Here is a 22,430-nt window from a genome sequence, read left to right as displayed (position 1 = left end):
GCCGCAACGAGGGAGTTGTACGCGGGCGCTTCTTGCCCTCGGCGTGGGCACGGACCTATAAGCGCGCCATGGCCGCGCGCGCGGAAAGCTGCGCCGCGCTGGCCCCTGCCTCACGCCCGCCGCTGCGGGCTTCACGGAACGATCCGGGGAACGACAACGATGGACTTTTCCGCCGCGCGCCAGGTCATGGTCGACTCCCAGGTCCGCACCAGCGACGTGACCAACCGCAAGCTGCAGTCGGCCCTGCTCAAGGTCGCGCGCGAGACGCTGCTGCCCGAGGAGCGCCGCTTCGAGGCCTATGCGGACGTCAGCCCCACCTTCGCGCCGGGCCGCCAGCTGATGCTGCCGCGCGACGTGGGCAAGCTGCTTCAGGCGCTGGAGCCCGTGCCGGGTGAACGCGCCCTGGCCATCGGTGCGCCCTATGCGGCGCTGGTCATGGCGCAGATGGGGCTTGAGGTGGTCGCTCAGGAGGCGGACGAGGCTGCCGCGGCCCTGATCGGACCGGCGCTGGCCGAAGCCGGCGTGCACCTTGAGGTGGCCCCGTTCGATGCCCCGGTGGGTGGTCCCTTCGACCTGATCGTCAGCGAAGGCGCCGTCAGCGCGCGCCCCGATGCGTGGCTGGATGTGCTGCAGCCGGGCGGGCGGCTCGGCATGGTCGAGCGCACCGGCCCCATCGGCAAGGCTGTGCTCTATCAGAAACAGAATGTGGGTCTTTCGCGCCGCGCCCTGTTCGAATCCGCAGCTCAGGTGCTTGCAGGCATGGAAGCGAAGCCCACATTCGCGTTCTGATCTCGCGCGCAGCGATGACGCAGCACGGGGCCTCGCCGGTGCGCGAGCGACGGATCGGGCCTGAGTGCCGCGTTTGAAGTCAGTGCGTGAAGAAAACTTAACTGGCCCAGCCATAGCCGCTGTCGCTAAACGGTGCGCACAGGGTCAGCACCATGATGACGGCGCCCTGTTGCGCCGGATGAGGATATAGAATGTCGTCTCGCCGCCGTCTGAACGGACCCGTTTCCGCCCTTGCCGTGATCGTTGCGCTGGGCGCGGCGGCCCCTTCGTGGTCGGACACGCTGCAGGAAGCCATCGCGCTTGCCTATCAGACCAACCCGACGCTTCAGGCCCAGCGGGCCAGCCAGCGGGCTCTGGACGAGAACTATGTGCAGGCGCGCGCCGGTCTGCGGCCCGATCTGTCGGTCTCCTCCGGTGCCAGCTATTCGCGCACCGACTCCCAAGGCGGCACCACGGTCATCGACACCGACGGCGACGGCATTCCCGACACCACCGTGACTACCGGCGGCGTGACCGAAAACTCGTCCGCTTCGGCCAGCATCAGCCTGTCCCAGACGCTCTACAGCGGCGGTCGCATCAGCCATGGCATCAGCGCCACCGAGGCCCAGATCCGCCAGGGCCGCGAGAACCTGCGCGCCGTCGAGCAGCAGGTGCTGCTGAGCGTCATCCAGGCCTATGTGGACGTGCAGCGTGATCTGGAGATCCTCGCCATCCGCGAGAACAGCGTCTCGGTGCTGCGCCGCCAGCTTGACGAGACCGGCGCGCGCTTCGAGGTCGGCGAGATCACCCGCACCGACGTGGCCCAGTCCGAGGCGCGCCTCGCCCAGGCCGAGTCCGATCTGGCCGCCGCGCGCGCCCAGCTTTCGGTCAGCCGCGCTGCCTATGCCGCCGTGGTGGGCCAGTCGCCCGCCGATCTGGCCGAGGTGCCCGCCCTGCCGGGCGTGCCCGACGACTTCGATCTGGCGCTGGAACTGGGCCTGCGCTCGGCGCCTGCGCTTCTGGCCGCCGAATATGGCCTCAGCGCCGCCGAATACCGCCTCGCCCAGGCCCGTGCCGAGTTCCGCCCCAGCGCGCGCCTCACCGCCTCCTATGGCGGCACGGGCGACCTGTCGAGCTTCGACCTGGCCCAGCGCCAGAGCTTTCAGGCCACCGCCAGCGTGTCGGTGCCCCTGTTCACCGGCGGGCTGAACCAGTCGCGCGTCGCCCAGGCGCTGGAGCAGTCCAACGCCGCACAGATCAATGTGGAGGGCGCGCGCCGCAATGTGCTGCGCGAGGTCAGTCAGGCCTATGCCCAGATCATCTCGGCCCGCTCGACCCTGAGGGCGACCGAGCAGGCGGCGCGGGCGGCGACCATCGCGTCCGAGGGCGTGCGCCAGGAGGCCCAGGTGGGCCTGCGCACCACGCTCGACGTGCTCAATCAGGAGCTGGAGCTGCGCAACGCCGAAGTGGCCTACGCCAATGCGCGGCGCAACGAATATGTGGCCCAGGCGGCCCTGCTGGCGGCCATGGGCCGTCTTGATGCGGCCACGCTGGTGCAGGGCATCGACGTCTATGATCCAGAGGACAACTTCCGGCGCGTGCGCAACCGCGGTGCGGTGCCGTGGGAAGGCGTGGTCGAAGCGATCGACCGCGTGGCCTCGCCCGCAGTCAACACCACGCCGCCCCAGTCCAGCGCGCCCATCGATCAGCAGCTTCGCCCCGAGGTCGTGCAGACCCGCCGCTGATCGCGCGCCTCGTCTCACTGGAAATTCACCATTCCGGCGAATAAGGGCCGTTGATTTGGCGCGCCCTAAGTGCGACGAGGGATGCTGACGAACACTCGTGCCGGGGGCCCATCATGTCCGACCAGACCGCCCAGGAACCGACGATGGAGGAGATTCTCGCCTCCATCCGCCGCATCATCTCTGAGGATGACGCGCCCGAGCAGGCGGCAGCGCCCCAGCCCGAAGCGGCTGCCGAGCCCGTGCCCCATTCCGCACCCGAACCCGAGCCTGCACCCGCCTACGCGCCCGAGCCTGCGCCCGAACCGGTGGTGGCCGGGCAGGCCGACGACGACGTGCTGGAACTGACCGAGCCCTATGCAGCCGAGTCCATCGGTGATCTGGACGTATCGCCCGCACCGGAGCCCGAACCTGCGCCCGAGCCGGTCGCCGCCTTCGAGCCCGAGCCCGAACCTTTCCCCGCCGCTGCCCCGGAGCCCGTCATGAGCCTGTCCGAAGCCGAGAGCCTTGTCAGCGATCGCACCGCAGACAGCGTTGCCAGTGCCTTTGCCGGCCTGGGCGCTTCCCTGCGGATGCCCAGCGAGGGCCGCTCGCTGGAGGATCTGGTGCGCGAGATGATGCGCCCCATGCTCAAGGACTGGCTGGACGCCAATCTGCCCGCCATCGTCGAGGCTCAGGTCCAGGCCGAGGTAGAGCGCATCTCCCGCCGCCTGACCCGCTGACGCACCCATAAAATCAGCGATGTGAGGGCGGTGCCTCTGGTGCCGCCCTCTTTCTTTGTCCAAAAGACCGCCCATGCTGGAAAAGACCTTCGACCCCGCCACCATCGAGCCGCGCCTCTACAAACAGTGGGAGGAAAGCGGCCTGTTCGCCCCGCGCGCCCGCGCCGCGACGGACGGAGCCGCAGACGCCTATTCGATCGTCATCCCGCCACCGAACGTGACGGGCTCGCTGCACATCGGCCATGCGCTGAACAACACGCTGCAGGACATTCTGGCCCGCTATCACCGCATGAAGGGCAAGGCGGTGCTGTGGCTGCCCGGCACGGATCACGCGGGCATCGCCACCCAGATGGTGGTCGAGCGCAAGCTGGCGGCCGAGGGCAACATCGGCCGCCGCGACATGGGCCGCGACGCCTTCGTCAAAAAGGTCTGGGACTGGAAGGGCGAGAGCGGCGGCACCATCGTGCGCCAGCTTCGCCGCCTTGGCGCGTCGTGCGACTGGAGCCGCGAGCGCTTCACGCTCGATGAGGGCCTGTCGGCTGCCGTGCGCAAGGTGTTCGTCGAGCTTTACCGCAATGGGCTGATCTATCGCGACAAGCGGCTGGTGAACTGGGATCCGCATTTCCAGACCGCCATCTCGGACCTCGAGGTCGAGCAGCGCGAGATGGATGGTCACTACTGGCACTTTGCCTATCCGCTGGCTCCCGATGAAGACGGAAAGCCCGTGACCTATGAGCACCCCGTCGCCTTCGACGAGGACGGCAATGCGACCGAATGGGAGAGGCGCGACCATATCGTCGTCGCCACCACGCGGCCCGAGACCATGCTGGGCGACACCGGCGTGGCGGTGCACCCGGACGATGCGCGCTATGCAGGGCTGGTGGGCAGGCAGGTGATCCTGCCCATCGTGGGGCGCCGCATCCCCATCGTTGCCGATGCTTACGCCGATCCGGCGAAGGGCTCGGGCGCGGTGAAGATCACCCCTGCGCACGACTTCAACGACTTTGGCGTGGGCAAGCGCGCGGGCCTGCCCAGCCTGAATGTCATGGACGCCCTGGCGCAGATCACCAACGAGGATGCCCCCGACGTGCCCGCCGACTATGTGGGCATGGACCGCTTTGCGGCGCGCAAGGCCATCGTGGCGCGCGCCGAAGCCGAAGGCTGGCTGAAGGCGGTGGAGAAGACCCGCCACGTGGTGCCCCACGGCGACCGCTCGGGCGCGGTGATCGAGCCGTGGCTGACCGACCAGTGGTATGTCGATGCCAAGACCCTGGCCGGACCGGCCATTGCAGCGGTCGAGCGCGGCGACATGGCCTTTGAGCCCAAGTCCTACGAGAAGATCTATTTCGAGTGGATGCGCAACATCGAGCCCTGGTGCATCAGCCGCCAACTCTGGTGGGGGCACCGCATCCCGGCCTGGTATGGGCCGCCAGCGAATGACGACGGAAGCAAACCCAAAGAACCTTCTAAGCACGAGCTCAAAGTTTTTGTCGCAGAAACTGCTGAAGCTGCGCGAGCAAGTGCTGAGGACTTTTATGGGTGTCCAGTTGAGTTCGGGATAGCTCCTAGATGGTTTGGCGATGAGCGCGGCTACGAGCGCATAGACATCGCTCAAGAAACTGACGTCCTCGACACGTGGTTCTCATCGGCCCTGTGGCCGTTCTCGACCATGGGCTGGCCCGAGCAGACCGAGGATCTGAAGCGCTTCTATCCCACCTCCGATCTGGTCACGGCAGCGGACATCATCTTCTTCTGGGTCGCGCGCATGATGATGATGGGCCTGCATTTCACCGATCAGGTGCCATTCCGCCGCGTCATCATCAACGGGCTGGTCCGCGACGAGAAGGGCCAGAAGATGTCGAAGTCCAAGGGCAACGTCATCGACCCGCTGGAGATCATCGACGAGCTGGGCGCGGACCCGCTGCGCTTCACCATGGCCATCCTGTCGGGCACGCGCGACATCAAGCTGTCGAAGCAGCGCATCGAGGGCTATCGCAACTTCGGCACCAAGCTGTGGAATGCGGCGCGCTTTGCCCAGATGAACGGGGCCGGGCGCGTCGAGGGCTTTGATCCGGCAGGCGTCAGCCAGACCATCAACCGCTGGATCAGGGGCGAGCTGGTGCGTGCCGAGCGCGAGGTGTCCGCCGCCATCGAGGGCGGGCGCTTCGATGATGCGGCCGGTGCACTCTATCGCTTCATCTGGAACGTGTTTTGCGACTGGTATCTGGAACTGGCCAAGCCCGTTTTCGGCGGTGCTGACGAGGCCGCCAAAGCCGAGACGCGCGCCATGACCGCCTGGACGCTGGACCAGACGCTCAAGCTGCTGCACCCGATCATGCCCTTCATCACCGAGGAGCTGTGGGCCGAGCTGGGCGAAAGCGGTCCTGCGCGCGAGGGCCTGCTGATGGCTGCTGCGTGGCCGGAGCTGCCCGACAGTTTCCGCGATGCCGAGGCCGCCGCCGAGATCGACTGGCTGGTCGATCTGGTCACCGAGGTGCGCTCGCTGCGCGCCGAGATGAACGTGCCCCCCGGAGTGCAGGTACCGCTCGCCCTCGTCAATCCCGATGCGCGCACCCGCGCCCTGATGGTGCGCCACCGCGAGCTGATCGTGCGTCTGGCGCGCCTGTCATCGCTGGACGAGGCCGGGGCGGTGCCTGCGGGCGCGGTGACGTTCGTGGCCGGCGGCGCCACGGCGGCGCTGGCACTGGCGGGCGTGATCGACCTGGCGGCAGAGCGGGCGCGGCTGGAGAAGGCCATCGCGGGCTTCGAGGCCCAGATCGCCCAGGTCAATGCCAAGCTCTCCAACGAGGCCTTCGTCAGCCGAGCCCCCGAGGCCGTGATCGAGGAGAACCGCACGCGCCTCAGCGATGCCGAGGCCGGTCGCGACAAGCTGCGCGCGGCGCTGGCACGGCTGGATGCCATGGGCTGATGCGCCTCGACCAGCTTCTGGTGGCACGGGGCCTGCTGCCCAGCCGCGCGGCGGCGCGGGCGGCCATCGAGGCAGGCAAGGTGCGCGTCGGCGGCGCGGTTGCGCGCGCGCCCTCCCAGAAGGTCGGGGTGGATGCCGTTGTGGAAGCGCAGGCCGCCCATCCCTTCGTCAGCCGGGCGGGGCTGAAGCTGGATCATGCCCTGTCGCTTTGGCCGGTGCGTGTCGAGGGCCGCGTAGTGCTGGACGTGGGCGCGTCCACCGGCGGCTTCACGCAAGTGTGCCTGATGCGCGGTGCGGCGCGCGTCTATGCGGTCGATGTGGGCCATGGCCAGCTTCATGCCGATGTGGCCAGCGACGCACGAGTGATCTCACTGGAGCGGCAGGACGCGCGCACGCTCGACCGCACGCTCATCTCCGATGCGCCGGGCCTGATCGTCTGCGATGCCAGCTTCATCAGCCTGGCCAAGGTGCTGAAGGTGCCCCTGACGCTGGCCGCCGGGGACGCGGACCTCGTGACCCTGGTCAAGCCGCAGTTCGAGATGGAGGGGCGCTCCGATGTGGGCCGCGGCGGCGTGGTGCGCGACGAGGCGGCGCGGCGCGCGGCGCTTGCTCGTGTCCGGGTCTGGCTGGAGGGGGAGGGCTGGCACATCGCGGGCGAGGCCGACAGCCCCATTACGGGCGGCGACGGCAATCACGAATATCTGCTGTGGGCGCGGCGCCGGTGAGGGAGACACAATTTGAAAACCGCCGGCGGATTTCTCCACCGGCGGCTTCCGTCACATCGTCGATCGACAGGGGGGCTGAAACTTAATCGACGACGCGATAGCGGCCGTTGGCGTCGGGGCAGGTGCGAACCCAGCGCACGTCCTGACGTCCATCGGGAAGGGTGATGCGGCTCTCGGCCAGGCGGCAGCCGTAGCTGTGATGACCATAACCATGCTGGCCGTAGCCCTGCTGGCCATAGCCACGCTGGTCATAGCGATAGTCATAGCCGCGCTGGTCATAGTCATAGCCGCGCGTGTCATGACGATAGTCATAGCCGCGCTGGTCATAGCCATAGTCATAGCCGCGCGCGTCATAGCCGTAGCCCGACCCCTGATAGGGCTGGCCCGTGCAGGCGGCCTGAGAGCGGCCCGCGCCCGCGCCGATGGCGGCACCCACGACCGCGCCCAGCACACTGCCTTCCGTGCGGCGGCCGCGCGCGGCGATCTGCGAGCCCGCAACCGCGCCAATGGTGGCACCGATCAGGCCACCGGCAGTCTGGCGCTCGCGCGCTTCACGAAGGCACGGATCGTAATAGCCTTGCTGGCCCTGATAGCCGTAACCGCCATAGCCATAGGGCTGGCCATAGCTTTGGGCCTGGGCCATGCCCGGTGCGGCGACCGCACCCAGAGCGATGGCCGCTGCGGCGGCGAGAGAGATGTTCCTGGCACGAAGCGACATGGTAAGGCTCCTGTTCAAATCACTCAGGTCAGGAAGCGTTCACCCGCTTGCCCCGGCCTTCATGCTCAGACCTATCGCGGTCAACCTGAACGGCCATTGAGCAAGCCGTTCATCTTCGTTCATCTTTCAGGGGCCGGGACACGGGATCATGGAACAGGCGCTGACGATCCGGTCCGTCGGGCACAAGGGCGACGGCGTGGCGCAGGTGCCCTCGGGCGATGCTGTCCATGTGCCCCTGACCCTGCCTGGCGAGCGGGTTCTGGCCGAGGTGAGGGACGGGCGCGCCTCGCTGCGACAGGTGATCGAGCCCAGCCCCGATCGTGTCGCTCCGGTCTCGCCGCACTATGGGGCCTGTGGCGGCTGCGTGCTTCAGCACTGGCGGGCCGAGCCCTATCTGGCGTGGAAGCGCGATCAGGTCATCAGGGCTCTGGCGCGCGAGGGGCTGGAGTGCGAGGTCCATCCCGTGATCGCCACCGGCCCGGCCTCGCGCCGCCGCGTTGGCCTTCATGCCCGCCGTGATCGCGGTGGCCAGGTGGTGCTGGGCTTCAAGGGCAGGCGAAGCTGGAGCGTGGTGCCCGTTGAGCGTTGCCCCATCATGGTCCCGGCCATCGAGCGCGCCCTGCCTGCCCTGGCCGAGGTGGCGAGGCCGTTTCTGGGCCATCCGAAGTCGGCGCCGATCCTGCACGTCACCGCCACGCTGACGGGGCTGGATGTGGATGTCACCGGCGTGATGCGCGGGCGCGCGGGCCTGTCGGCCGATCAGATCATGCAGGCGGGCGAGGCGGCCGGGCGCGCCGATCTGGCTCGCCTGACCATGGATGGCGAGACGCTCTATCAGGTGCGCGATCCCATGGTGCAGGCCGGGCGCGCGCGCGTCGTTCTGCCGCCGGGCGGCTTTACCCAGGCGGTCGAGCAGGCCGAGCGGGCCATGGTCGAGACCATGATGGCGGCTACAGGCGATGGCGGGCGCATGGCTGACCTGTTCTGCGGGCTCGGCACCTTCAGCTTTCCGCTGGCCGAGCGCGGTCCGGTTCTGGCCATGGATGGATCGGCCCCGGCCATTGAGGCGCTGCGCCGCGCCCAGGCCAGCGCGCCGGGCCTGAAGCCCATTCGCGCAGAGGCGAGGGACCTGTTCCTGCATCCCTTGAGCGCAGGCGAGATGAAGGGCATCGACACGGTGGTGTTCGATCCGCCGCGTGCAGGCGCGCTGGCACAGGCCCGCGAGATCGGACTGAGCGGGGCGAGCCGCATCGTCGGCATTTCCTGCAATCCGGCCACCTTTGCGCGCGATGCCGCCGAGATCGTCAGCCATGGCTGGCGGCTCGATGACGTCCAGCCGGTCGACCAGTTCCTGTGGTCGGCCCACATCGAGCTGGTGGGCACCTTTTCGCGCAAGTGATCTTGCCCGCTAGTGCACGAGGTGCGCGGCAGCTATCATCGCGTTCCGGTTCGCGGGCGTGGCGAAACTGGTAGACGCAACGGACTTAAAATCCTGGCGTCTCGCCCGGAAAGCGCATTGTTATCAGCGCCTTATGGCGATAGGGAGTTATCGAGGCCCAGAATAGGCCCGACGCGCCGTGCGGGCGTGGCGAAATTGGTAGACGCATGGCACTTAAAATGCCTGGGGCGAAAGCCCATGCCGGTTCGAGTCCGGCCGCCCGCACCAGCCAGACGAGGCCAGAGATCCGGTGGCAGAGATCAGGCACGGGACGTCAGGCGCCCTCGGTGCGCTCGCTGCGGTCGTCGCGGGCTTCGGTCAGCTTGCGCCCGCCGTGTGAGGCCTCCCCGCCCTTGCGCCCGGCCTCAGCCGCAAGCGTGCGGTCCTGAGAGAAGCTGCGTTTCTCGCTGGGCACGCTGGCGCCACCCTTGCGGGCGATCTCGCGCTGGCGGGCCGGGTCCATGGATGCAAATCCACGGCGGGAGATGTTCGACTTGCGTGGGGTGGGCTCACCGGCCATCGTGCGCTCTCCGTCAGAATGTCAGCTGTCCGATGGGGAGCAAACCCCCCCGCTGCGGCCAAGGTTCCGTAACGAGACAGTGAGCCCGCCAGATTTAATCATGGGGCCGTGAATCGCCCGGCTCGCCGCCGGCAGGTTCAGGCGGCGGGATGTCCAGCGGCGCATCGCCCGGCGTGATCTCCGGCTGTGGCGGGACCGGTTCGATCTCGGGCTGGGGCACATTGTCAGGTTCGATTTCCGGGCCCGGCTGGGGCTCGATGAAGGTCATGGGGCTGCTCCTGATATGACAGGAGAACGCCGCGCGGCACCTCGCGGTTCAGTCTCTCGCTGATCCCCTGGCGGTTCAGGCCTGCTCGCTGCCGAAGTCGATGCCCTGGGCGCGCAGCACCGCGTCGCTGACGAAGGGGTTGGTGCGCCGCTCCTCGCCCAGTGTCGACTGGGGCCCGTGGCCGGGCACGAAGGTGACGTCATCGCCCAGCGGCCACAGCCGCGTAACCACCGAGCGCATCAGGGTGCGAAGATCGCCGCGCGGAAAGTCGGTGCGCCCGACAGAGCCCTTGAACAGCACATCGCCCACCTGGGCAAAGCGCGAGGGGCGATGAAAGAAGATCACATGGCCCGGCGTGTGGCCCGGCGTGTGATAGACCTCCCATTCCGTCTCGCCCAGCGTGACGCGGTCGTCATCGCCCAGCCAGCGGTCGGGCGTGAAGGGGCGCGCCTGAAGCATTCCATAGGCCGCGCCCTGCTGGCTGAGGCCCTCGATCCAGAACTGGTCTTCGGGGTGCGGCCCCTCGACGGGCAGTGCGCTGATGTCCTTCATGTCGGCCACGGCTCCGGCGTGGTCGATATGCCCGTGCGTTACCCAGATCTTTTCCGGCTCCAGCCCGCGGCGGCGCACCTCGGCAAGGATTTCGGCAGCCGAATCGCCGGGGTCGATGATGGCGGCCTTGCGCGTCTTCTGGCACCAGACGACGGTGCAGTTCTGCTGGAAGGGCGTGACCGGGATCACGAATACCCCGATAGCGGGGCTGGGGCTGGGGCGGTCAGGGCTGCTCGGGTTCATGGCTCAACCCTTAGCGCCGGAAGGGCGGCGGGTCCAAGTCCTGCCTGCGCCCGGTAATGGTTGATTTGCGCGTTCTTGCCGGTCATGGTCCCCATTCATGCATAAAGGCTGAAATCAGCCCCCGTCATGGCGTCGCGGATGCCGGGCGGACAACGAGGAGCGGGGAAACAAATCATGGCAGCAAATCCGGTGGTGCCGGGATCGGCACGATGGTCGTCGCGCGCAGCCTTCGTGCTGGCGGCAACGGGCTCGGCGGTCGGACTGGGCAATCTGTGGCGCTTCCCGACCGAGGCGGGCATGAACGGGGGCGGTGCCTTCGTGGCGCTCTATATCCTCTGTGTCCTGCTGATCGCGGCCCCGCTGCTGCTGGCCGAGACCCTGATCGGTCGCCATGGCCAGCGGTCCACCATCGGCAGTGCCGTGCACCTGGCCCGCGAGTCCGGTGCCTCGCCCCTGTGGGGCTCGCTGGCGGTGGTCGGCCTGATCGCCAACACCCTGATCCTGACCTTCTACTGCGTGGTGGCCGGGTGGGTGATGCACTTCGTCATCAGCTCGGGCAGTGACCTGATCGGCGCGCTGGCCGGGGGCAATGCGCTTGCCGGGGCCTATGCCGACTCCTCGGTTGCGGAAATCCGCCAGATCATGCCCGCCCTGTTCTCGGACCCCACCATGATGGTGGTCTGGCAGGCGGTGTTCGTGGCCCTGACCGTCTTCATCGTGGCACGCGGGGTCAAGGGCGGCATCGAGGTGGCGGCCGTGTGGCTGATGCCGACCTTCTTCCTGCTGCTGCTGGGCATCACGATCTATTCGTCCATCACCGGCGACTTCGCCCGGGCCGTCAACTTCCTGTTCGCGCCCGACTGGTCCGCAGCCTTTCAGCCGGGCGTGATCAATGCGGCGCTGGGGCAGGCCTTCTTCTCGCTGAGCCTCGGCGGCGGTGCCATGATCGCCTATGGGGCCTATGCCTCGCGCGAGACCAAGCTGGGCGAGACCAGCGGCATCATCGCCTTTGCCGACACGGGCGTGGCCATCATTGCGGGCCTGGCCATCTTCCCGATCGTGTTCAGCGTGGGCCTGGAGCCCAATGCCGGGCCGACCCTGATGTTCCAGACCCTGCCCGCCGCCTTCCACTCCATGCCCGGCGGCGCGATCGTGGGCTTTGCCTTCTTCGTGCTGGCCCTGTTTGCGGCGATCACCTCGTCGGTGTCCCTGCTCGAGATTTCGGTGGCGTGGGTCACGGAGCGCTTCAAGGCTCCGCGCACGCTCGCGGCCCTTGTGATCGGCCTGTTCGTGTTCGGCGTGGGGCTTCTTTCGGCGCTGTCGTTCAACCTGTTGGCTGACCAGCGCCCGCTGCCCTTTATTCCCGGCTTCGAGAACTTCGGCTGGTTCGATGCCATCGACGGCATTACCTCCAAGCTGATGCTGCCGCTGTCGGGCCTGATCACGGCCATCTTCATCGGCTGGTTCGCAGACAAGCGGCTGGTCAATGCCGAGACGGACCTTTCCGGCGGCGTGCTCAAGGCCTGGCGTTTCCTGATCGCCTTCGTCTGCCCGCTGGCGGTGGGGGCGATCCTGGTGCTGGGCCTGTTCCCGCAGATTCTGGCCTGACGGCTCGTCCGGGCTGAGGGATCACGCGCCCGCTCATGCCCGCAGATCGTGAGACTCTGCCTGTCGAGGCCGTGATCGGTGAGGTGCTGGCGGCGCTGGAGCAATCCGGTGCCGCCGTCCTCATAGCCCCGCCGGGGGCGGGCAAGACCACGCGCGTGCCTCTGGCCCTGCTTGAGCAGGCGGCGTGGTGCACGGGCAGGGTGCTGGTGCTGGAGCCGCGCAGGCTCGCCGCCCGTGCCGCCGCCGCGCGCATGGCCGACACCCTGGGCGAGGCGGTGGGAGAGCGCGTCGGCTATCGCGTGCGCATGGATGCCAGGGTCTCGGCCCGTACGCGCATCGAGGTCGTCACCGAAGGCGTCTTCACCCGCATGATTCTGGACGATCCGGCGCTGGAGGGCGTCTCGGCGGTCCTGTTCGACGAGTTCCACGAGCGCAGCCTCGATGCCGATCTTGGCCTCGCCTTCGCGTGGGAGAGTCGCGCCCTGCTGCGCGAAGACCTGCGCGTGCTGGTCATGTCGGCGACGCTCGACGGGGGGCGGGTTTCGGCTGCGCTGGGCGGTGTTCCTGTGATCGTCTCGGAGGGGCGCGTCTGGCCGGTCGAGACGCGCTATCCTGGCCCGCCCGGCGATCTGCGCCTCGAAGACGCCATGAGCCGCGCGATCCTGACGGCGCTCTCCGAGGAGGAGGGCTCGGTGCTGGCCTTCCTGCCCGGTCAGGGCGAGATCGAGCGCACCGCGCGAACTCTCGAAGAGCGGCTGGCCGCACAGCCGGACGTGCTGATCGCGCCGCTCTATGGCGTCATGGACCGCCGCGATCAGGACCGCGCCCTGTCGCCTGCGCCGCCGGGCCAGCGCAAGGTCGTGCTGGCTACCGCCATCGCAGAGACCAGCCTGACCATCGAGGGGGTGCGTATCGTGGTGGACAGCGGCCTGTCTCGCATCAGTCGTTTTGATCCGGGCACGGGCGTGTCGCGACTGGTGACGGTGCCGGTCTCGCAGGCCAGCGCGGACCAGCGGCGCGGGCGGGCCGGTCGCACCGGGCCGGGCGTCTGCTATCGCCTGTGGGACGAGGCGCGCACGCGCGGTCTGGTACCCCAGCACCCGCCCGAAATCCTGGCGACGGATCTGACCGCGCTCGCGCTCGATCTGGCGCGCTGGGGCGCGGGTGATCCCGCCGATCTGACCTTGCTCGACCAGCCGCCTGCCGGGGCCTATGCCGAGGCGAAGGCCCGCCTTGCCCGCATGAATGCCCTCGACGATGGCGGGCGGCTCACGGCCCATGGGCGGGCCATGGGGGAACTGCCCCTGCCGCCGCATCTGGCCCACATGGTGCTGACCAGCGAAGATGCGGCAACGGCGTGCGAACTGGCCGTGCTGATCGGCGAGCGGGGGCTGGGCGGCAGCGATACGGACGCCGAGACGCGCCTGTCACGCTTTCGCGCCGAGCGGTCCCGGCGAGCGGGCGATGCCCGTGCTCTCGCCCGCAGCCTGCTGGCCAGATCGGGGCGCGCCGGACACGCCACCGCCTCAGAGAGCGTCGGCATGATGCTGGCGCGCGCATGGCCCGAGCGGGTGGCGCGGCGCAAGGGTCCGGGCGGGGATTATCTGATGGTCTCGGGCCGCGGAGCTTCGCTCGATCCCACCGATGCTCTGGCGCGCAGCGACTGGCTGGCCATCGCCGAGCTGAGCAGCGCGGGCGCGCGTGACACCATCCGTCTGGCCGCCGCCATCTCCGAGGCCGAGGTGCTGGCCCTGCTGGATGCGCGCATCGAGACCCGCGAGGCCTTGATCGAGGACGGACAGGGGCGCCTGTCGGTGCGGGAGCAGCGCAGGCTGGGCGCCATCACCCTGGGTGAGCGACTGGTGCGATCGCCGCCGCCGGCCATGATCGAAGCGGCCCTGCTGGCCCAGTTTCGCGCCGAGGGGATGAAGGTGCTGCCGCTGGGCAGCGAGAGCCACGCCCTGCTGGCCCGGCTGAACTGGCTGCATGCCAGCGACGAGGCCTGGCCCGATATGAGCGAGCCCGCCCTGCTACGCGATGCCGAGACCTGGCTCGCGCCGCTACTTTCGGGTGTGCGGGGCTGGCGCAGCCTGACGGACAACCAGATCGCGCGTGCGCTCGCCTCGCGTATCCCATGGGATAAACAGCGCCTGTTCGATGCCGAGGCCCCCAGCCACTTCATATCGCCCGGCGGGCACCGCGTGCCCATCGACTATGGCGCCGAAGGCGGGCCGAGCATCGCTGTGCGCGTTCAGGAACTCTACGGCCTCGCCAGCCACCCGGTCATCGGGGCGCGGCGCACGCCTCTGGTGCTGGTGCTGCTGTCGCCTGCGCGCAGGCCGGTGCAGGTGACGCGCGACCTGCCCGGCTTCTGGCGCGGATCGTGGGCCGAGGTGCGCGCACAGATGCGCGGGCGCTACCCAAAGCACAGATGGCCGGAGAACCCGCTCGATCCCGACCGGTAGCGACCTTTTGGCGCTGGCAGGTTTCCTCTCGTCAATCTAGGCTGTCGGTGTCCGAAGTTCCTCGGACGCCAAAGAGAAATGCAGGCGGTGTTCTGGGTTTATCTGGCGACCTTTGCCGCCTTCTCGGTGATCTTTACCCGCGAGGTGATCGCGCCGGCATCAGGCGCGAGCTGCGACAAGCGCTGGCGCATCTATGCGGGGTCGCTCAATGCCATCAATCTGATTGCGGTGGTGGCGGCGGGTTATCTGTTTCAGAGCTGGATCGCAGAGCGCTCGCTGCTGTCTTTGGGTGATGATCTGGGAGTGGCGGGCGGTGCCCTGGCCACATTCATGATCGCCAGCTTCGTGGCCTACTGGTGGCACAGGTTACAGCACAGATCAGATCGCCTCTGGCGCTGGATGCACCAGCTTCATCACAGCCCTTCGCGTATCGAGGCCCTGACCGCTTTCTACGTCCATCCGTTCGATGCTCTGGCTGCGACCCTGCTGAATGCGCTGGTAGCCTATGCCCTGCTGGGGGTTGGGCCCTGGTCGGCAGCACTGGCGCTTCTGGGCGTGACGATGTTCAACCTGATCGCCCACGCCGATCAGAGGACGCCGCGCTGGCTGGGCGTCATCGTCCAGCGGCCCGAGATGCATCGCCTGCATCATGAGCGGGGCCGGCACCGTGACAACTATGGCCTGCCTCTGTGGGACATGATGTTCGGCACTTGGCGCAACCCGCGCGAGGGCCGTGTGGAGTGCGGCTTCGTGCCTGAGAAAGAGCGCCAGATCGGGCGGATGCTGATGTGCGAGGACGTGGACGGCTGATCGCTAGGCCGTCAGGGCATAGATCATGATGCCCGCCGCCACCGACAGGTTCAGGCTGTCGGCCCGCCCGCGCATGGGAATCTTGACGTTGACGTCGCAGGCGGCGGCCAGATCATCGCTCAGCCCGGCCTGCTCGTTGCCCAGCAGCAAAAGCGAGGGCCTGTGCGCCTCGACCTCGTGGTGGGCCGTGGACGCATCGAGGCGCGTGCCGACCACCGAGCCGGGCCAGCGCGCGCGCCATTCCAGAAAGCTGTCCGCATCGGTCTGGGTGATGGAAACCGCAAAGACCGAGCCCATGGTCGCGCGCACCGCCTCGACGCCATAAGGGTCCACGCACTCGCCGATCAGGATCACGCCGCCGCAACCGGCTGCGTCCGCCGTGCGGATGATGGTGCCCAGATTGCCCGGATCGCGCACCTGTTCCAGCGCCACCCAGCAAGGCGCGCGCGCGGGCGCGATGGCCTCCAGCGGTGTGAACACCTGGCGGAACACGGCCAGCACGGTCTGGGGGTTGTCCTTGCGCGAGACCTTGGCGAGGATTTCGGCGCTGACGCTGACCACCTGCCCCTGCGCCGCTTCCGTCTGCTGCCGCGCCCGCTCCAGCAGGGGGTGGGGGCGCGCATCGCGTCCCACCAGCAGGATTTCAGGCGCACGTCCCTGATCGAGCGCCTCGCCGATGAACTTCAGCCCCTCGGCCAGAAACAGCCCCGTCTCGCGCCGCTCCTTGCGCATGTGCAGCGCGCGCACCGCCTTGACGGTGGGATTGGTCAGGGAGGTGATGACACGCTCGCTCATGGCGTTCACCTCAGCGGCTGCGCCAGCGGGCAAAGAACGACAGGCCGATGCGCCGGGCTGCCTCGCCGTCACTCGCCTGCTCGGCAAGGGCCAGCTCGCCCCAGTCGATCACGCCGCCGCGCCCCGACAGGCTCTCGGCCATCAGATGCGCCAGCGAAAGCCCGGAGATGCGCGCCGCATAGGCATTGAGCAGCAGAAAATCCGCCTGATCGGTGAGCAGCCCGGCACAGTCAGCCAGCAGGGCCGGCAGATCCTCGAACAGGCGCCAGACATCGCCGTCCGGCCCGCGCCCGTACTTGGGCGGATCAAGGATGATGCCGTCATAGCGCGACCCGCGCTTGAGTTCGCGCGCCACATATTTGCGCGCATCCTCGACGATCCAGCGCACGGGCCGCTCGGCCAGGCCGCTGAGGCCTGCGTTCTCGCGCGCCCAGGCCACCGATTTCTTCGAGGCATCGACGTGGGTGACCTCGGCGCCTGCCGCCGCACAGACCAGCGAGGCGACGCCGGTATAGCCGAACAGGTTGAGCACGCGCATGGCCGGTCTTGCCTGCACCCGGCCCTTCAGCCAGGCCCAGTTGGCGGCCTGTTCAGGGAAAAAGGCCAGATGGCGGAAGCTGGTGAAGCGGCCGTGAAAGCGCACGTTTTGCCAGCCAAGCTCGAAGGTTTCGGGCGGTCGCTGCGAGAAGCGCCAGCGTCCGTCATCCTCATCGCCGGACGGATCGAAGATCGCGTCAGCATCGTGCCACAGGTACGGCCGGGCGGGCTTCCAGAAGCACTGGGGCTCGGGGCGCACCACGCGATAGGGGCCATAGCGCTCCAGCTTGCGGCCATCGCCGGAGTCGAGCAGGGCATAGTCCTCCCACGCGCCGGTGGTGAGCACCTCGGCCAGATCGGACAGGGGAGGAAAGGGGCCATGCGACATGGCTTTCGCTTATGGCCCAGGGGCCGCGCCGTCCAGCCCCTGATGCGGGTCAGGTGCGCGTGACGGGCTTGGGTGGAAGGGCCTCGGTCAGCGCGGATACAGAGGTAATCTTCAGCGCGGTTCAGTCACACAGACGATAAGTGCCTATGTGAATCAGTCAGGCCGTGTCCGAGGAAGTGGTGATAGATATCCATATCGATGAGGTCTCATTTCGATATTTATCACGCCATTTCGATCCAGTCGAAACACCGGTTAGGCGTTTCGAATGGCCCGCTCTATTGGGTCATAGCCAAGATTACCGTCAATGAAGCTCCAGCCGGTGAATATCTGCCAGATGAAACGGCACAGGAGCCTACTCTCATCGTATCCGGCGCCGTTGCGTTCGATGCGTCTTAGCATGGCGTCCAGCCTAAGCAGCAAATTGTAAGCCTCGGGGTTGTCGAGCAAATTTGCATCGATCAGCCGATCAACTGCTCGGCCGATGATCTGCAAGTTGAGGACGATCTCATCGTATTCCGGTGTGTGGTCGCTCATTTGGTTCTGGAAGGCATAGAAGCCCTCGTCGGCCTCCCGCCCTCCAGCGAATAATGCTTTGAACCCGTCCACCGTCAGTGCGCGCTCAATGGTGCTTATGTCCGCGATCAGGTCAGTGCGACCACCTTTTATACTCGCTACGATCACTGCAAAAGCTATGTCGTGCTTTGCGTTTCGGTAGCTTCGCAACGCTCCCGCTTTGACGAGATCGCGTCTCCTGGCTTCGATCCGTTCGCTGACGACATAGTAGAATATGAAGGCAACGATGCCGCTCGTGCCGATGGTCAGAGCGACACTGAGGGCGGGCGCGTATCTTAAGTCCTGAACGTTGGGGAATACAAAGGGCGCGACGAGTGATCCGCCTGTGAGCAGCACTAAGCAGAGCAGTGCAATCCACTCCAGCCAGCGACGCTTCGCGATCCTGGCGAAAGCTACAAATGCCTTCCCCACTTTGGTTTGTATTTTGCCCCTCACTATCGCCACCGATGTCTGAATGGAGTCGACATGCCCAGTTGAGCCGCTACAGCCAAGCCCCTTCACTTTGGAGAATGCGTGCTTCAGCCCTCTACCCACATTGTGCCGACGTTTCGTGTCGAGGTCAGTGTGGAGATCCTTGCGAGATAAGGCTTTCTAGTAGCTTCAATGGGATTGAGGCGGTGGCTGGGGAACTAGGACTCGAACCTAGAATGACGGTACCAAAAACCGTAGTGTTACCATTACACCATTCCCCAGCAGGAACGGCCTGACCGGGCGAGCCGCCCGGGAGGCGGTCAGATACTCCAAGCGTGCGCGCCATGCAATATCGCATTTCGCTTTCCAAGGCCGCTTGCGAGCCCTTACGCCGGGGGCTATAAGCCGCGCCTCACGTCGGAGTGTGGCTCAGTCTGGTAGAGCACCGCGTTCGGGACGCGGGGGTCGCAGGTTCGAATCCTGCCACTCCGACCATCTTTCCCGAAACCCCTTATTCCTCAGGCTTCTCCGGGGCATCAGCGGCCCTTTCGGCCACGCGCGAGAGGTGTGCGCCGACACGCTCGATCAGGCGTTCGCCCAGGGCCTTTCGCCGCGCCAGCAGCTCTGGCGAGCCGGCGTCGTGATCGTTCATCAGATCGCGCACGAAGGCGCCCGAGCGCACATCGGCCAGCACCGCGGCCATGGTCTGTCGCGCGCGCGAATCGATCAGCCTCGGCCCCGTGCGATAGGCCCCGAACTCGGCAGTGTTGGAGATGCGTGCGAACGCTCCCGCGATGCCGCGTGCGAACATCAGGTCCGTGACCAGCTTCAGCTCGTAGAAGCACTCGAACCAGGCGACCTCGGGCGGATAGCCTGCCTCCACCAGGGTCATGAAGGCCCCGTCCACCAGTTCGGCCACGCCCCCGCACAGAACCACCTGTTCGCCGAACAGGTCGCTCTCGCACTCATGGGCAAAGGTGGTTTCAAGGATGCCCTTGCGCCCGCAGCCCAGCGCCGCCGCATAAGACAGGCCCAGACCCCCGGCGCGCCCCGAGACATCCTGATGCACGCCGTAAAGGCAGAACACCCCTTCGCCTGCCTCGTACAGCTCGCGGATGCGCGGGCCGATGCCCTTAGGCGAGACAAGGATCACGTCCACGCGCGGATCGGGCTCGACCAGACCAAAGCGCACCGAAAGGCCGTGGGCAAAGATCAGGGCCTGACCTGCCCGCAGGTGAGGCGCGATCTCGCGGGCATAGAGATCGCGGTGCGCCTCGTCCGAGGCCATGATCGCCAGCACGTCGCATGACGCGGCCAGTTCGGCCACATCCGCCACCATGAACCCGTCGCCTTGCGCCAGCGCGCGGGTGGGGGAGGCGGGCTTCAGCCCGATGCGGATGTCCGTGCAGCCCGAATCGCGCAGGTTCAGCGCATGGGTGCGCCCCTGGCTGCCATAGCCGATGATGCCGATCTTTCGCGCCGCGATGATCGACAGATCACAATCGCGGTCATGGAAAACGCGCAGCGGCGTGCCTAAGTCCCTGTCCATGACCCAAGCTATATCGCCATCCGATGTCGTTGCCTTCTGGAAAGAGGCCGGTCCCGAAAAGTGGTTCGCGCGCGATGATGCTTTCGACGCCCTGTTCCGCCAGCGCTTCGAGGCCGCCCACTTTGCCGCCGCCCGGCGCGAGCTGGATCACTGGATGGACAGTGCCGAAGGCGCCCTGGCCCTGCTGATCCTGCTCGATCAGTTCCCGCGCAATGTCTGGCGCGGCAGTGCCCATGCCTTTGCCACCGATCCTCTGGCCCTAAGTCTTGCGCGCCGCGCGGTCGGCCTTGGTCATCACAGCGCCTTTCCCCTGCAGCTGGCCAATTTCATCCTGCTGCCGTTCGAGCACTCGGAGGTGCTGGCCGATCAGGACCGCTATCTGGAGCTGGTAGCGGGCGATCCCGAGCTGGAGAAATGGGGCCACATCCACCGCGACATCATCGTGCGCTTTGGCCGCTTTCCGCACCGCAATGCCGCCTTGGGCCGCGAGACCACGCCCGAGGAACAGGCGTTCCTCGACGCTGGCGGCTTTGCAGGCTGAGAGCGGGGGAGGCCCAGAATTGAGCGAGGGCCCAGAATTGAGCGAGGGGACGTAAGCCCGGTCGAACCGTTGCTCGCGTCCCCTCGCCAAGTCCGGGTTGGACTTGGCCATTCGGGTCAGGCCCCTTGTCGTCCGCACAACCGGGCAAGCCCGCCTGTGCCCCGCAGGTCTCCTGTCGGCTCGGAAGCGACTGGCGCCGATGCGGGGTCACCCCCGTCTTTGCCATCGTTCAGTCCGGTTCCCCGCGACCTCTTGCGTGAAGTCCGCTCGAAGCGGTGCCTCGCACTCCTGGTAGGGAGCCTGGACCCTGCCCGCTCAGCTCAGGCCCGAAGGCATGAGAGGTTCAGGTCAGAGAGCCGGTCAACGTGCCTTGTCGTCGTTGCCTCCGATTTCGGCGCCGCTGTGTCCCTCGGCCTGTTGACGTTCCCGCGAAATCGGCTATCAGGCAAGCGCCCCGATCCCGCCTCCTGTGAATGGACGGCCTTGGATCGGTGGATAACCCTCTGATGACGGAGGGACGTGCGGCCAAAAGCGCTGCAGCTTCAGCATCTTGCAGTTTATCCCCAGATGCGCGCGGTGACCGCTCCCATAACGGCTCAAAGGGCCCTTCTCACGCCTTCAGGGTTCGCAGCATCAGGGCGTGGCGATAGGCGGCGACATCTGTCAGGGCCTCGGCGAGGCGGTCGTGAAGGCGCGTGATGGCCGCTGATGCCAGGGCGGGGTCGGCGCGCTCCACCTCGTCGCACGCCCCTTGCAGCGCGTGGGCGCCGATGCCTGCGGCCGTGCCCTTCAGCGCATGGGCGGCATCGCGCCAGCCCTCGCCCGCCGGGTCGAGTGCGCCCGACCACAGGGCCGCCTGTTCGCAGAACAGGGCCAGCACCTCGTCCAGGGTGGCGAGGTCATCGCCCACCATGGTCTCGAGCACGGTGAAGTCCACCGCTCCGCTCAGATCTCTCAGAGCCATTGTGTCCGGGCCATTGTCTCAGGGCCGGGGCCCCCTCCATCGCCGATCGCCACGCGGCCATTGTCGTGCGCAGCGGCCTCTTGCGAAAGGGCTAACTTGCCTGTAATGGGAGCGCCCGCCGCGCGAGGGGCCGATCATGGCCCAGTCCCGGCGCATCTGGCACCGGCCTTGCAAGGCTGTGTCAGGCATCGGTCCGGGTGTGCACGTCTTTCCCGAACTGATACAGTGGGGCCTGATCGCAAGTCTGATCCGGGCCTTGCAAAAGTGGCGTCAGTACCGGGCGTATCGCTGGTCCACCGGGCCGCGCCAGACGCGTTCCGGCCCGCACCAAGGGGCCGACGTGACGATGACGGGTGATTAGCTCAGTTGGTAGAGCAGCTGACTCTTAATCAGCGGGTCGTAGGTTCGAGCCCTACATCACCCACCATCGTCCTTCATATTTCCCCGCACTCTAAAATCGACGACTTCACGATGTGAATGGAGGCTACCGTTTCGGTCACGCCGGTCGTCGAACTTGAGCGCAAAACTCAGTGGCTCCCCCCGCTGGGCCTCAGAATCTCCTGACCGGGCCCCGAGGACCCAGGAAACTGCCAGCCCATATGCATGACGGAGTTGATGACAGAACAGCACAGCTCAACCACGTGCTTTCTTGTCTGCACCAAGTGATCAACGTCGATCCGCGTGTCGAAGATCATCATCTCCTTGTTGTCGATGAAGAACGGGAGCGAACTGCCGTCATCACTCGGCACGCCCCACGAGCCGTGACACAGCACATTTCGCAGACGTGCTGCCTTTCGAAGATCGGCGATCAGGTCACTGGCGTTGGTAAATCGCACATCCGGATTGTCATTGAGCGACTCATCGTAGAGGCCAATCAAACCGCCTAGAGTGTCGGATGCCGCCCTTTCCAAGGTCGGAATCCATTTGAGGTAGGCCTCGTCAATCTCGTCTTCTTCGTATCGACGGGTAGCTGTGAGGGCGAAAATCGCTTTGCCCAGGACTTCCTCAAGGAAACCAAAGGTCGCTACTGCACGACCTAACTGCTCCCAAAACTCCGCCGAGTGCATGTGGGTGGGAAAGTCAGTCGGAAGCCCGTCAGCGTGAGTCAGGTAGCCCATATTATCACTCATCCTCATTCTATGGATTGGCCGAAGTTTTTTTCAG

General features: G+C 66.8%; 21 protein-coding genes and 4 tRNA genes. 14 read left to right on the top strand and 11 right to left on the bottom strand.

Features of this window, described 5'->3' with window-relative positions:
• Window positions 1–159: 159 nt before the first annotated feature.
• The 5 genes from ACK4E3_RS03405 (at window position 160) to ACK4E3_RS03385 (ending at window position 6,886) form a co-directional block, all read left to right on the top strand.
• Window positions 160–789, top strand: coding sequence for a protein-L-isoaspartate O-methyltransferase family protein (locus tag ACK4E3_RS03405; protein ID WP_409696365.1), 630 nt, complete (start codon window positions 160–162; stop codon window positions 787–789).
• A gap of 191 nt (window positions 790–980) precedes the next feature.
• Window positions 981–2,513 carry a TolC family outer membrane protein gene (locus ACK4E3_RS03400; protein ID WP_409696362.1) on the top strand — a complete coding sequence of 511 codons (1,533 nt, stop codon included), beginning with the start codon at window positions 981–983 and terminating at the stop codon, window positions 2,511–2,513.
• A 113-nt stretch (window positions 2,514–2,626) separates the two neighbouring features.
• Complete coding sequence (locus ACK4E3_RS03395) at window positions 2,627–3,232, top strand: DUF2497 domain-containing protein (RefSeq protein ID WP_409696359.1); 606 nt, start codon at window positions 2,627–2,629, stop codon at window positions 3,230–3,232.
• Window positions 3,233–3,305: 73 nt separating this feature from the next.
• On the top strand, window positions 3,306–6,161 hold the full coding sequence (locus tag ACK4E3_RS03390; RefSeq protein ID WP_409696356.1) for a valine--tRNA ligase: 2,856 nt from the start codon (window positions 3,306–3,308) through the stop codon (window positions 6,159–6,161).
• Window positions 6,161–6,886 (top strand): TlyA family RNA methyltransferase, encoded by a 726-nt coding sequence (locus ACK4E3_RS03385; protein WP_409696353.1) that lies wholly within the window; start codon window positions 6,161–6,163, stop codon window positions 6,884–6,886. Before ACK4E3_RS03390 ends, ACK4E3_RS03385 begins: the two co-directional genes overlap by 1 nt.
• An 82-nt stretch (window positions 6,887–6,968) precedes the next feature.
• Here the strand turns inward: ACK4E3_RS03385 and ACK4E3_RS03380 are convergent, their stop codons facing one another.
• Window positions 6,969–7,604 carry a glycine zipper 2TM domain-containing protein gene (locus ACK4E3_RS03380; protein WP_409696350.1) on the bottom strand — a complete coding sequence of 212 codons (636 nt, stop codon included), beginning with the start codon at window positions 7,602–7,604 and terminating at the stop codon, window positions 6,969–6,971.
• 148 nt (window positions 7,605–7,752) lie between these two features.
• On the opposite strand from ACK4E3_RS03380, the gene ACK4E3_RS03375 reads away from it, so the two are divergent.
• Window positions 7,753–9,003: a class I SAM-dependent RNA methyltransferase gene (locus ACK4E3_RS03375; protein ID WP_409696347.1), complete on the top strand. Its 1,251-nt coding sequence runs from the start codon at window positions 7,753–7,755 to the stop codon at window positions 9,001–9,003.
• 180 nt (window positions 9,004–9,183) lie between these two features.
• Window positions 9,184–9,270, top strand: a tRNA-Leu gene (locus ACK4E3_RS03370).
• A 46-nt stretch (window positions 9,271–9,316) separates the two neighbouring features.
• On the opposite strand, the gene ACK4E3_RS03365 is transcribed toward ACK4E3_RS03370, so the two are convergent.
• From ACK4E3_RS03365 to ACK4E3_RS03355, 3 genes are all read right to left on the bottom strand, one after another.
• A complete protein-coding gene (locus ACK4E3_RS03365) occupies window positions 9,317–9,562 on the bottom strand; it encodes a general stress protein (RefSeq protein ID WP_409696344.1) in 246 nt (81 codons plus the stop codon).
• Between the two features lie 94 nt (window positions 9,563–9,656).
• Window positions 9,657–9,830, bottom strand: coding sequence for a hypothetical protein (locus ACK4E3_RS03360; protein WP_409696341.1), 174 nt, complete (start codon window positions 9,828–9,830; stop codon window positions 9,657–9,659).
• Between the two features lie 75 nt (window positions 9,831–9,905).
• Window positions 9,906–10,625, bottom strand: a complete 720-nt coding sequence (locus ACK4E3_RS03355; RefSeq protein ID WP_409696338.1) for an MBL fold metallo-hydrolase — start codon at window positions 10,623–10,625, stop codon at window positions 9,906–9,908.
• Window positions 10,626–10,799: 174 nt separating this feature from the next.
• Between ACK4E3_RS03355 and ACK4E3_RS03350 the strand changes: the two genes are divergently transcribed.
• The 3 genes from ACK4E3_RS03350 to ACK4E3_RS03340 all read left to right on the top strand — a co-directional run bounded on the left by ACK4E3_RS03350 (window position 10,800) and on the right by ACK4E3_RS03340 (window position 15,508).
• Window positions 10,800–12,233, top strand: coding sequence for a sodium-dependent transporter (locus tag ACK4E3_RS03350; RefSeq protein ID WP_409696335.1), 1,434 nt, complete (start codon window positions 10,800–10,802; stop codon window positions 12,231–12,233).
• Between the two features lie 35 nt (window positions 12,234–12,268).
• Window positions 12,269–14,698, top strand: coding sequence for an ATP-dependent helicase HrpB (gene hrpB, locus ACK4E3_RS03345; protein WP_409696332.1), 2,430 nt, complete (start codon window positions 12,269–12,271; stop codon window positions 14,696–14,698).
• Between the two features lie 78 nt (window positions 14,699–14,776).
• Entirely contained in the window at window positions 14,777–15,508 is a 732-nt protein-coding gene (locus ACK4E3_RS03340) for a sterol desaturase family protein (RefSeq protein WP_409696329.1), read from the top strand.
• Between the two features lie 3 nt (window positions 15,509–15,511).
• Here the strand turns inward: ACK4E3_RS03340 and ACK4E3_RS03335 are convergent, their stop codons facing one another.
• The 4 genes from ACK4E3_RS03335 to ACK4E3_RS03320 all read right to left on the bottom strand — a co-directional run bounded on the left by ACK4E3_RS03335 (window position 15,512) and on the right by ACK4E3_RS03320 (window position 18,493).
• A complete protein-coding gene (locus tag ACK4E3_RS03335) occupies window positions 15,512–16,303 on the bottom strand; it encodes a TrmH family RNA methyltransferase (protein ID WP_409696326.1) in 792 nt (263 codons plus the stop codon).
• Between the two features lie 10 nt (window positions 16,304–16,313).
• Entirely contained in the window at window positions 16,314–17,228 is a 915-nt protein-coding gene (locus tag ACK4E3_RS03330) for a class I SAM-dependent methyltransferase (RefSeq protein ID WP_409696323.1), read from the bottom strand.
• A 252-nt stretch (window positions 17,229–17,480) separates the two neighbouring features.
• On the bottom strand, window positions 17,481–18,335 hold the full coding sequence (locus tag ACK4E3_RS03325; RefSeq protein ID WP_409696320.1) for a hypothetical protein: 855 nt from the start codon (window positions 18,333–18,335) through the stop codon (window positions 17,481–17,483).
• Between the two features lie 84 nt (window positions 18,336–18,419).
• Window positions 18,420–18,493, bottom strand: a tRNA-Gln gene (locus ACK4E3_RS03320).
• Between the two features lie 137 nt (window positions 18,494–18,630).
• Here ACK4E3_RS03320 and ACK4E3_RS03315 point away from each other — a divergent pair.
• Window positions 18,631–18,707 (top strand) — tRNA-Pro (locus ACK4E3_RS03315).
• Between the two features lie 16 nt (window positions 18,708–18,723).
• Here ACK4E3_RS03315 and ilvC read toward each other — a convergent pair.
• Window positions 18,724–19,761, bottom strand: a complete 1,038-nt coding sequence (gene ilvC, locus ACK4E3_RS03310) for a ketol-acid reductoisomerase (RefSeq protein ID WP_409696317.1) — start codon at window positions 19,759–19,761, stop codon at window positions 18,724–18,726.
• Between ilvC and ACK4E3_RS03305 the strand changes: the two genes are divergently transcribed.
• Window positions 19,760–20,302 carry a DUF924 family protein gene (locus ACK4E3_RS03305; RefSeq protein WP_409696314.1) on the top strand — a complete coding sequence of 181 codons (543 nt, stop codon included), beginning with the start codon at window positions 19,760–19,762 and terminating at the stop codon, window positions 20,300–20,302. The genes ilvC and ACK4E3_RS03305 overlap by 2 nt on opposite strands.
• 610 nt (window positions 20,303–20,912) lie before the next feature.
• Here ACK4E3_RS03305 and ACK4E3_RS03300 read toward each other — a convergent pair.
• On the bottom strand, window positions 20,913–21,266 hold the full coding sequence (locus tag ACK4E3_RS03300; RefSeq protein WP_409696311.1) for an Hpt domain-containing protein: 354 nt from the start codon (window positions 21,264–21,266) through the stop codon (window positions 20,913–20,915).
• 136 nt (window positions 21,267–21,402) lie between these two features.
• On the opposite strand from ACK4E3_RS03300, the gene ACK4E3_RS03295 reads away from it, so the two are divergent.
• The gene (locus ACK4E3_RS03295) at window positions 21,403–21,627 is read left to right on the top strand and encodes a hypothetical protein (RefSeq protein WP_409696308.1); all 225 of its coding nucleotides are present in this window, start codon (window positions 21,403–21,405) and stop codon (window positions 21,625–21,627) included.
• Window positions 21,618–21,693 (top strand) — tRNA-Lys (locus ACK4E3_RS03290). Before ACK4E3_RS03295 ends, ACK4E3_RS03290 begins: the two co-directional genes overlap by 10 nt.
• A 100-nt stretch (window positions 21,694–21,793) precedes the next feature.
• Here ACK4E3_RS03290 and ACK4E3_RS03285 read toward each other — a convergent pair.
• Window positions 21,794–22,384: a hypothetical protein gene (locus tag ACK4E3_RS03285; protein WP_409696305.1), complete on the bottom strand. Its 591-nt coding sequence runs from the start codon at window positions 22,382–22,384 to the stop codon at window positions 21,794–21,796.
• Window positions 22,385–22,430 lie beyond the last annotated feature (46 nt).

Origin of the sequence: Brevundimonas sp., assembly GCF_046299595.1 — a bacterium.
Classification (GTDB): Bacteria; Pseudomonadota; Alphaproteobacteria; order Caulobacterales; family Caulobacteraceae; genus Brevundimonas.
The sequence above is the reverse complement of the archived record's forward strand: the minus strand, read 5'-3'. Positions and strand labels throughout refer to the sequence as shown.

Coding starts and splice junctions, on each gene's coding strand:
- ACK4E3_RS03405 (WP_409696365.1), top strand. CDS start 160: ATGGACTTTTCCGCCGCGCGCCAGGTCATGGTCGACTCCCAGGTCCGC.
- ACK4E3_RS03400 (WP_409696362.1), top strand. CDS start 981: ATGTCGTCTCGCCGCCGTCTGAACGGACCCGTTTCCGCCCTTGCCGTG.
- ACK4E3_RS03395 (WP_409696359.1), top strand. CDS start 2,627: ATGTCCGACCAGACCGCCCAGGAACCGACGATGGAGGAGATTCTCGCC.
- ACK4E3_RS03390 (WP_409696356.1), top strand. CDS start 3,306: ATGCTGGAAAAGACCTTCGACCCCGCCACCATCGAGCCGCGCCTCTAC.
- ACK4E3_RS03385 (WP_409696353.1), top strand. CDS start 6,161: ATGCGCCTCGACCAGCTTCTGGTGGCACGGGGCCTGCTGCCCAGCCGC.
- ACK4E3_RS03380 (WP_409696350.1), bottom strand. CDS start 7,604: ATGTCGCTTCGTGCCAGGAACATCTCTCTCGCCGCCGCAGCGGCCATC.
- ACK4E3_RS03375 (WP_409696347.1), top strand. CDS start 7,753: ATGGAACAGGCGCTGACGATCCGGTCCGTCGGGCACAAGGGCGACGGC.
- ACK4E3_RS03365 (WP_409696344.1), bottom strand. CDS start 9,562: ATGGCCGGTGAGCCCACCCCACGCAAGTCGAACATCTCCCGCCGTGGA.
- ACK4E3_RS03360 (WP_409696341.1), bottom strand. CDS start 9,830: ATGACCTTCATCGAGCCCCAGCCGGGCCCGGAAATCGAACCTGACAAT.
- ACK4E3_RS03355 (WP_409696338.1), bottom strand. CDS start 10,625: ATGAACCCGAGCAGCCCTGACCGCCCCAGCCCCAGCCCCGCTATCGGG.
- ACK4E3_RS03350 (WP_409696335.1), top strand. CDS start 10,800: ATGGCAGCAAATCCGGTGGTGCCGGGATCGGCACGATGGTCGTCGCGC.
- hrpB (WP_409696332.1), top strand. CDS start 12,269: ATGCCCGCAGATCGTGAGACTCTGCCTGTCGAGGCCGTGATCGGTGAG.
- ACK4E3_RS03340 (WP_409696329.1), top strand. CDS start 14,777: ATGCAGGCGGTGTTCTGGGTTTATCTGGCGACCTTTGCCGCCTTCTCG.
- ACK4E3_RS03335 (WP_409696326.1), bottom strand. CDS start 16,303: ATGAGCGAGCGTGTCATCACCTCCCTGACCAATCCCACCGTCAAGGCG.
- ACK4E3_RS03330 (WP_409696323.1), bottom strand. CDS start 17,228: ATGTCGCATGGCCCCTTTCCTCCCCTGTCCGATCTGGCCGAGGTGCTC.
- ACK4E3_RS03305 (WP_409696314.1), top strand. CDS start 19,760: ATGACCCAAGCTATATCGCCATCCGATGTCGTTGCCTTCTGGAAAGAG.
- ilvC (WP_409696317.1), bottom strand. CDS start 19,761: ATGGACAGGGACTTAGGCACGCCGCTGCGCGTTTTCCATGACCGCGAT.
- ACK4E3_RS03300 (WP_409696311.1), bottom strand. CDS start 21,266: ATGGCTCTGAGAGATCTGAGCGGAGCGGTGGACTTCACCGTGCTCGAG.
- ACK4E3_RS03295 (WP_409696308.1), top strand. CDS start 21,403: ATGGCCCAGTCCCGGCGCATCTGGCACCGGCCTTGCAAGGCTGTGTCA.
- ACK4E3_RS03285 (WP_409696305.1), bottom strand. CDS start 22,384: ATGGGCTACCTGACTCACGCTGACGGGCTTCCGACTGACTTTCCCACC.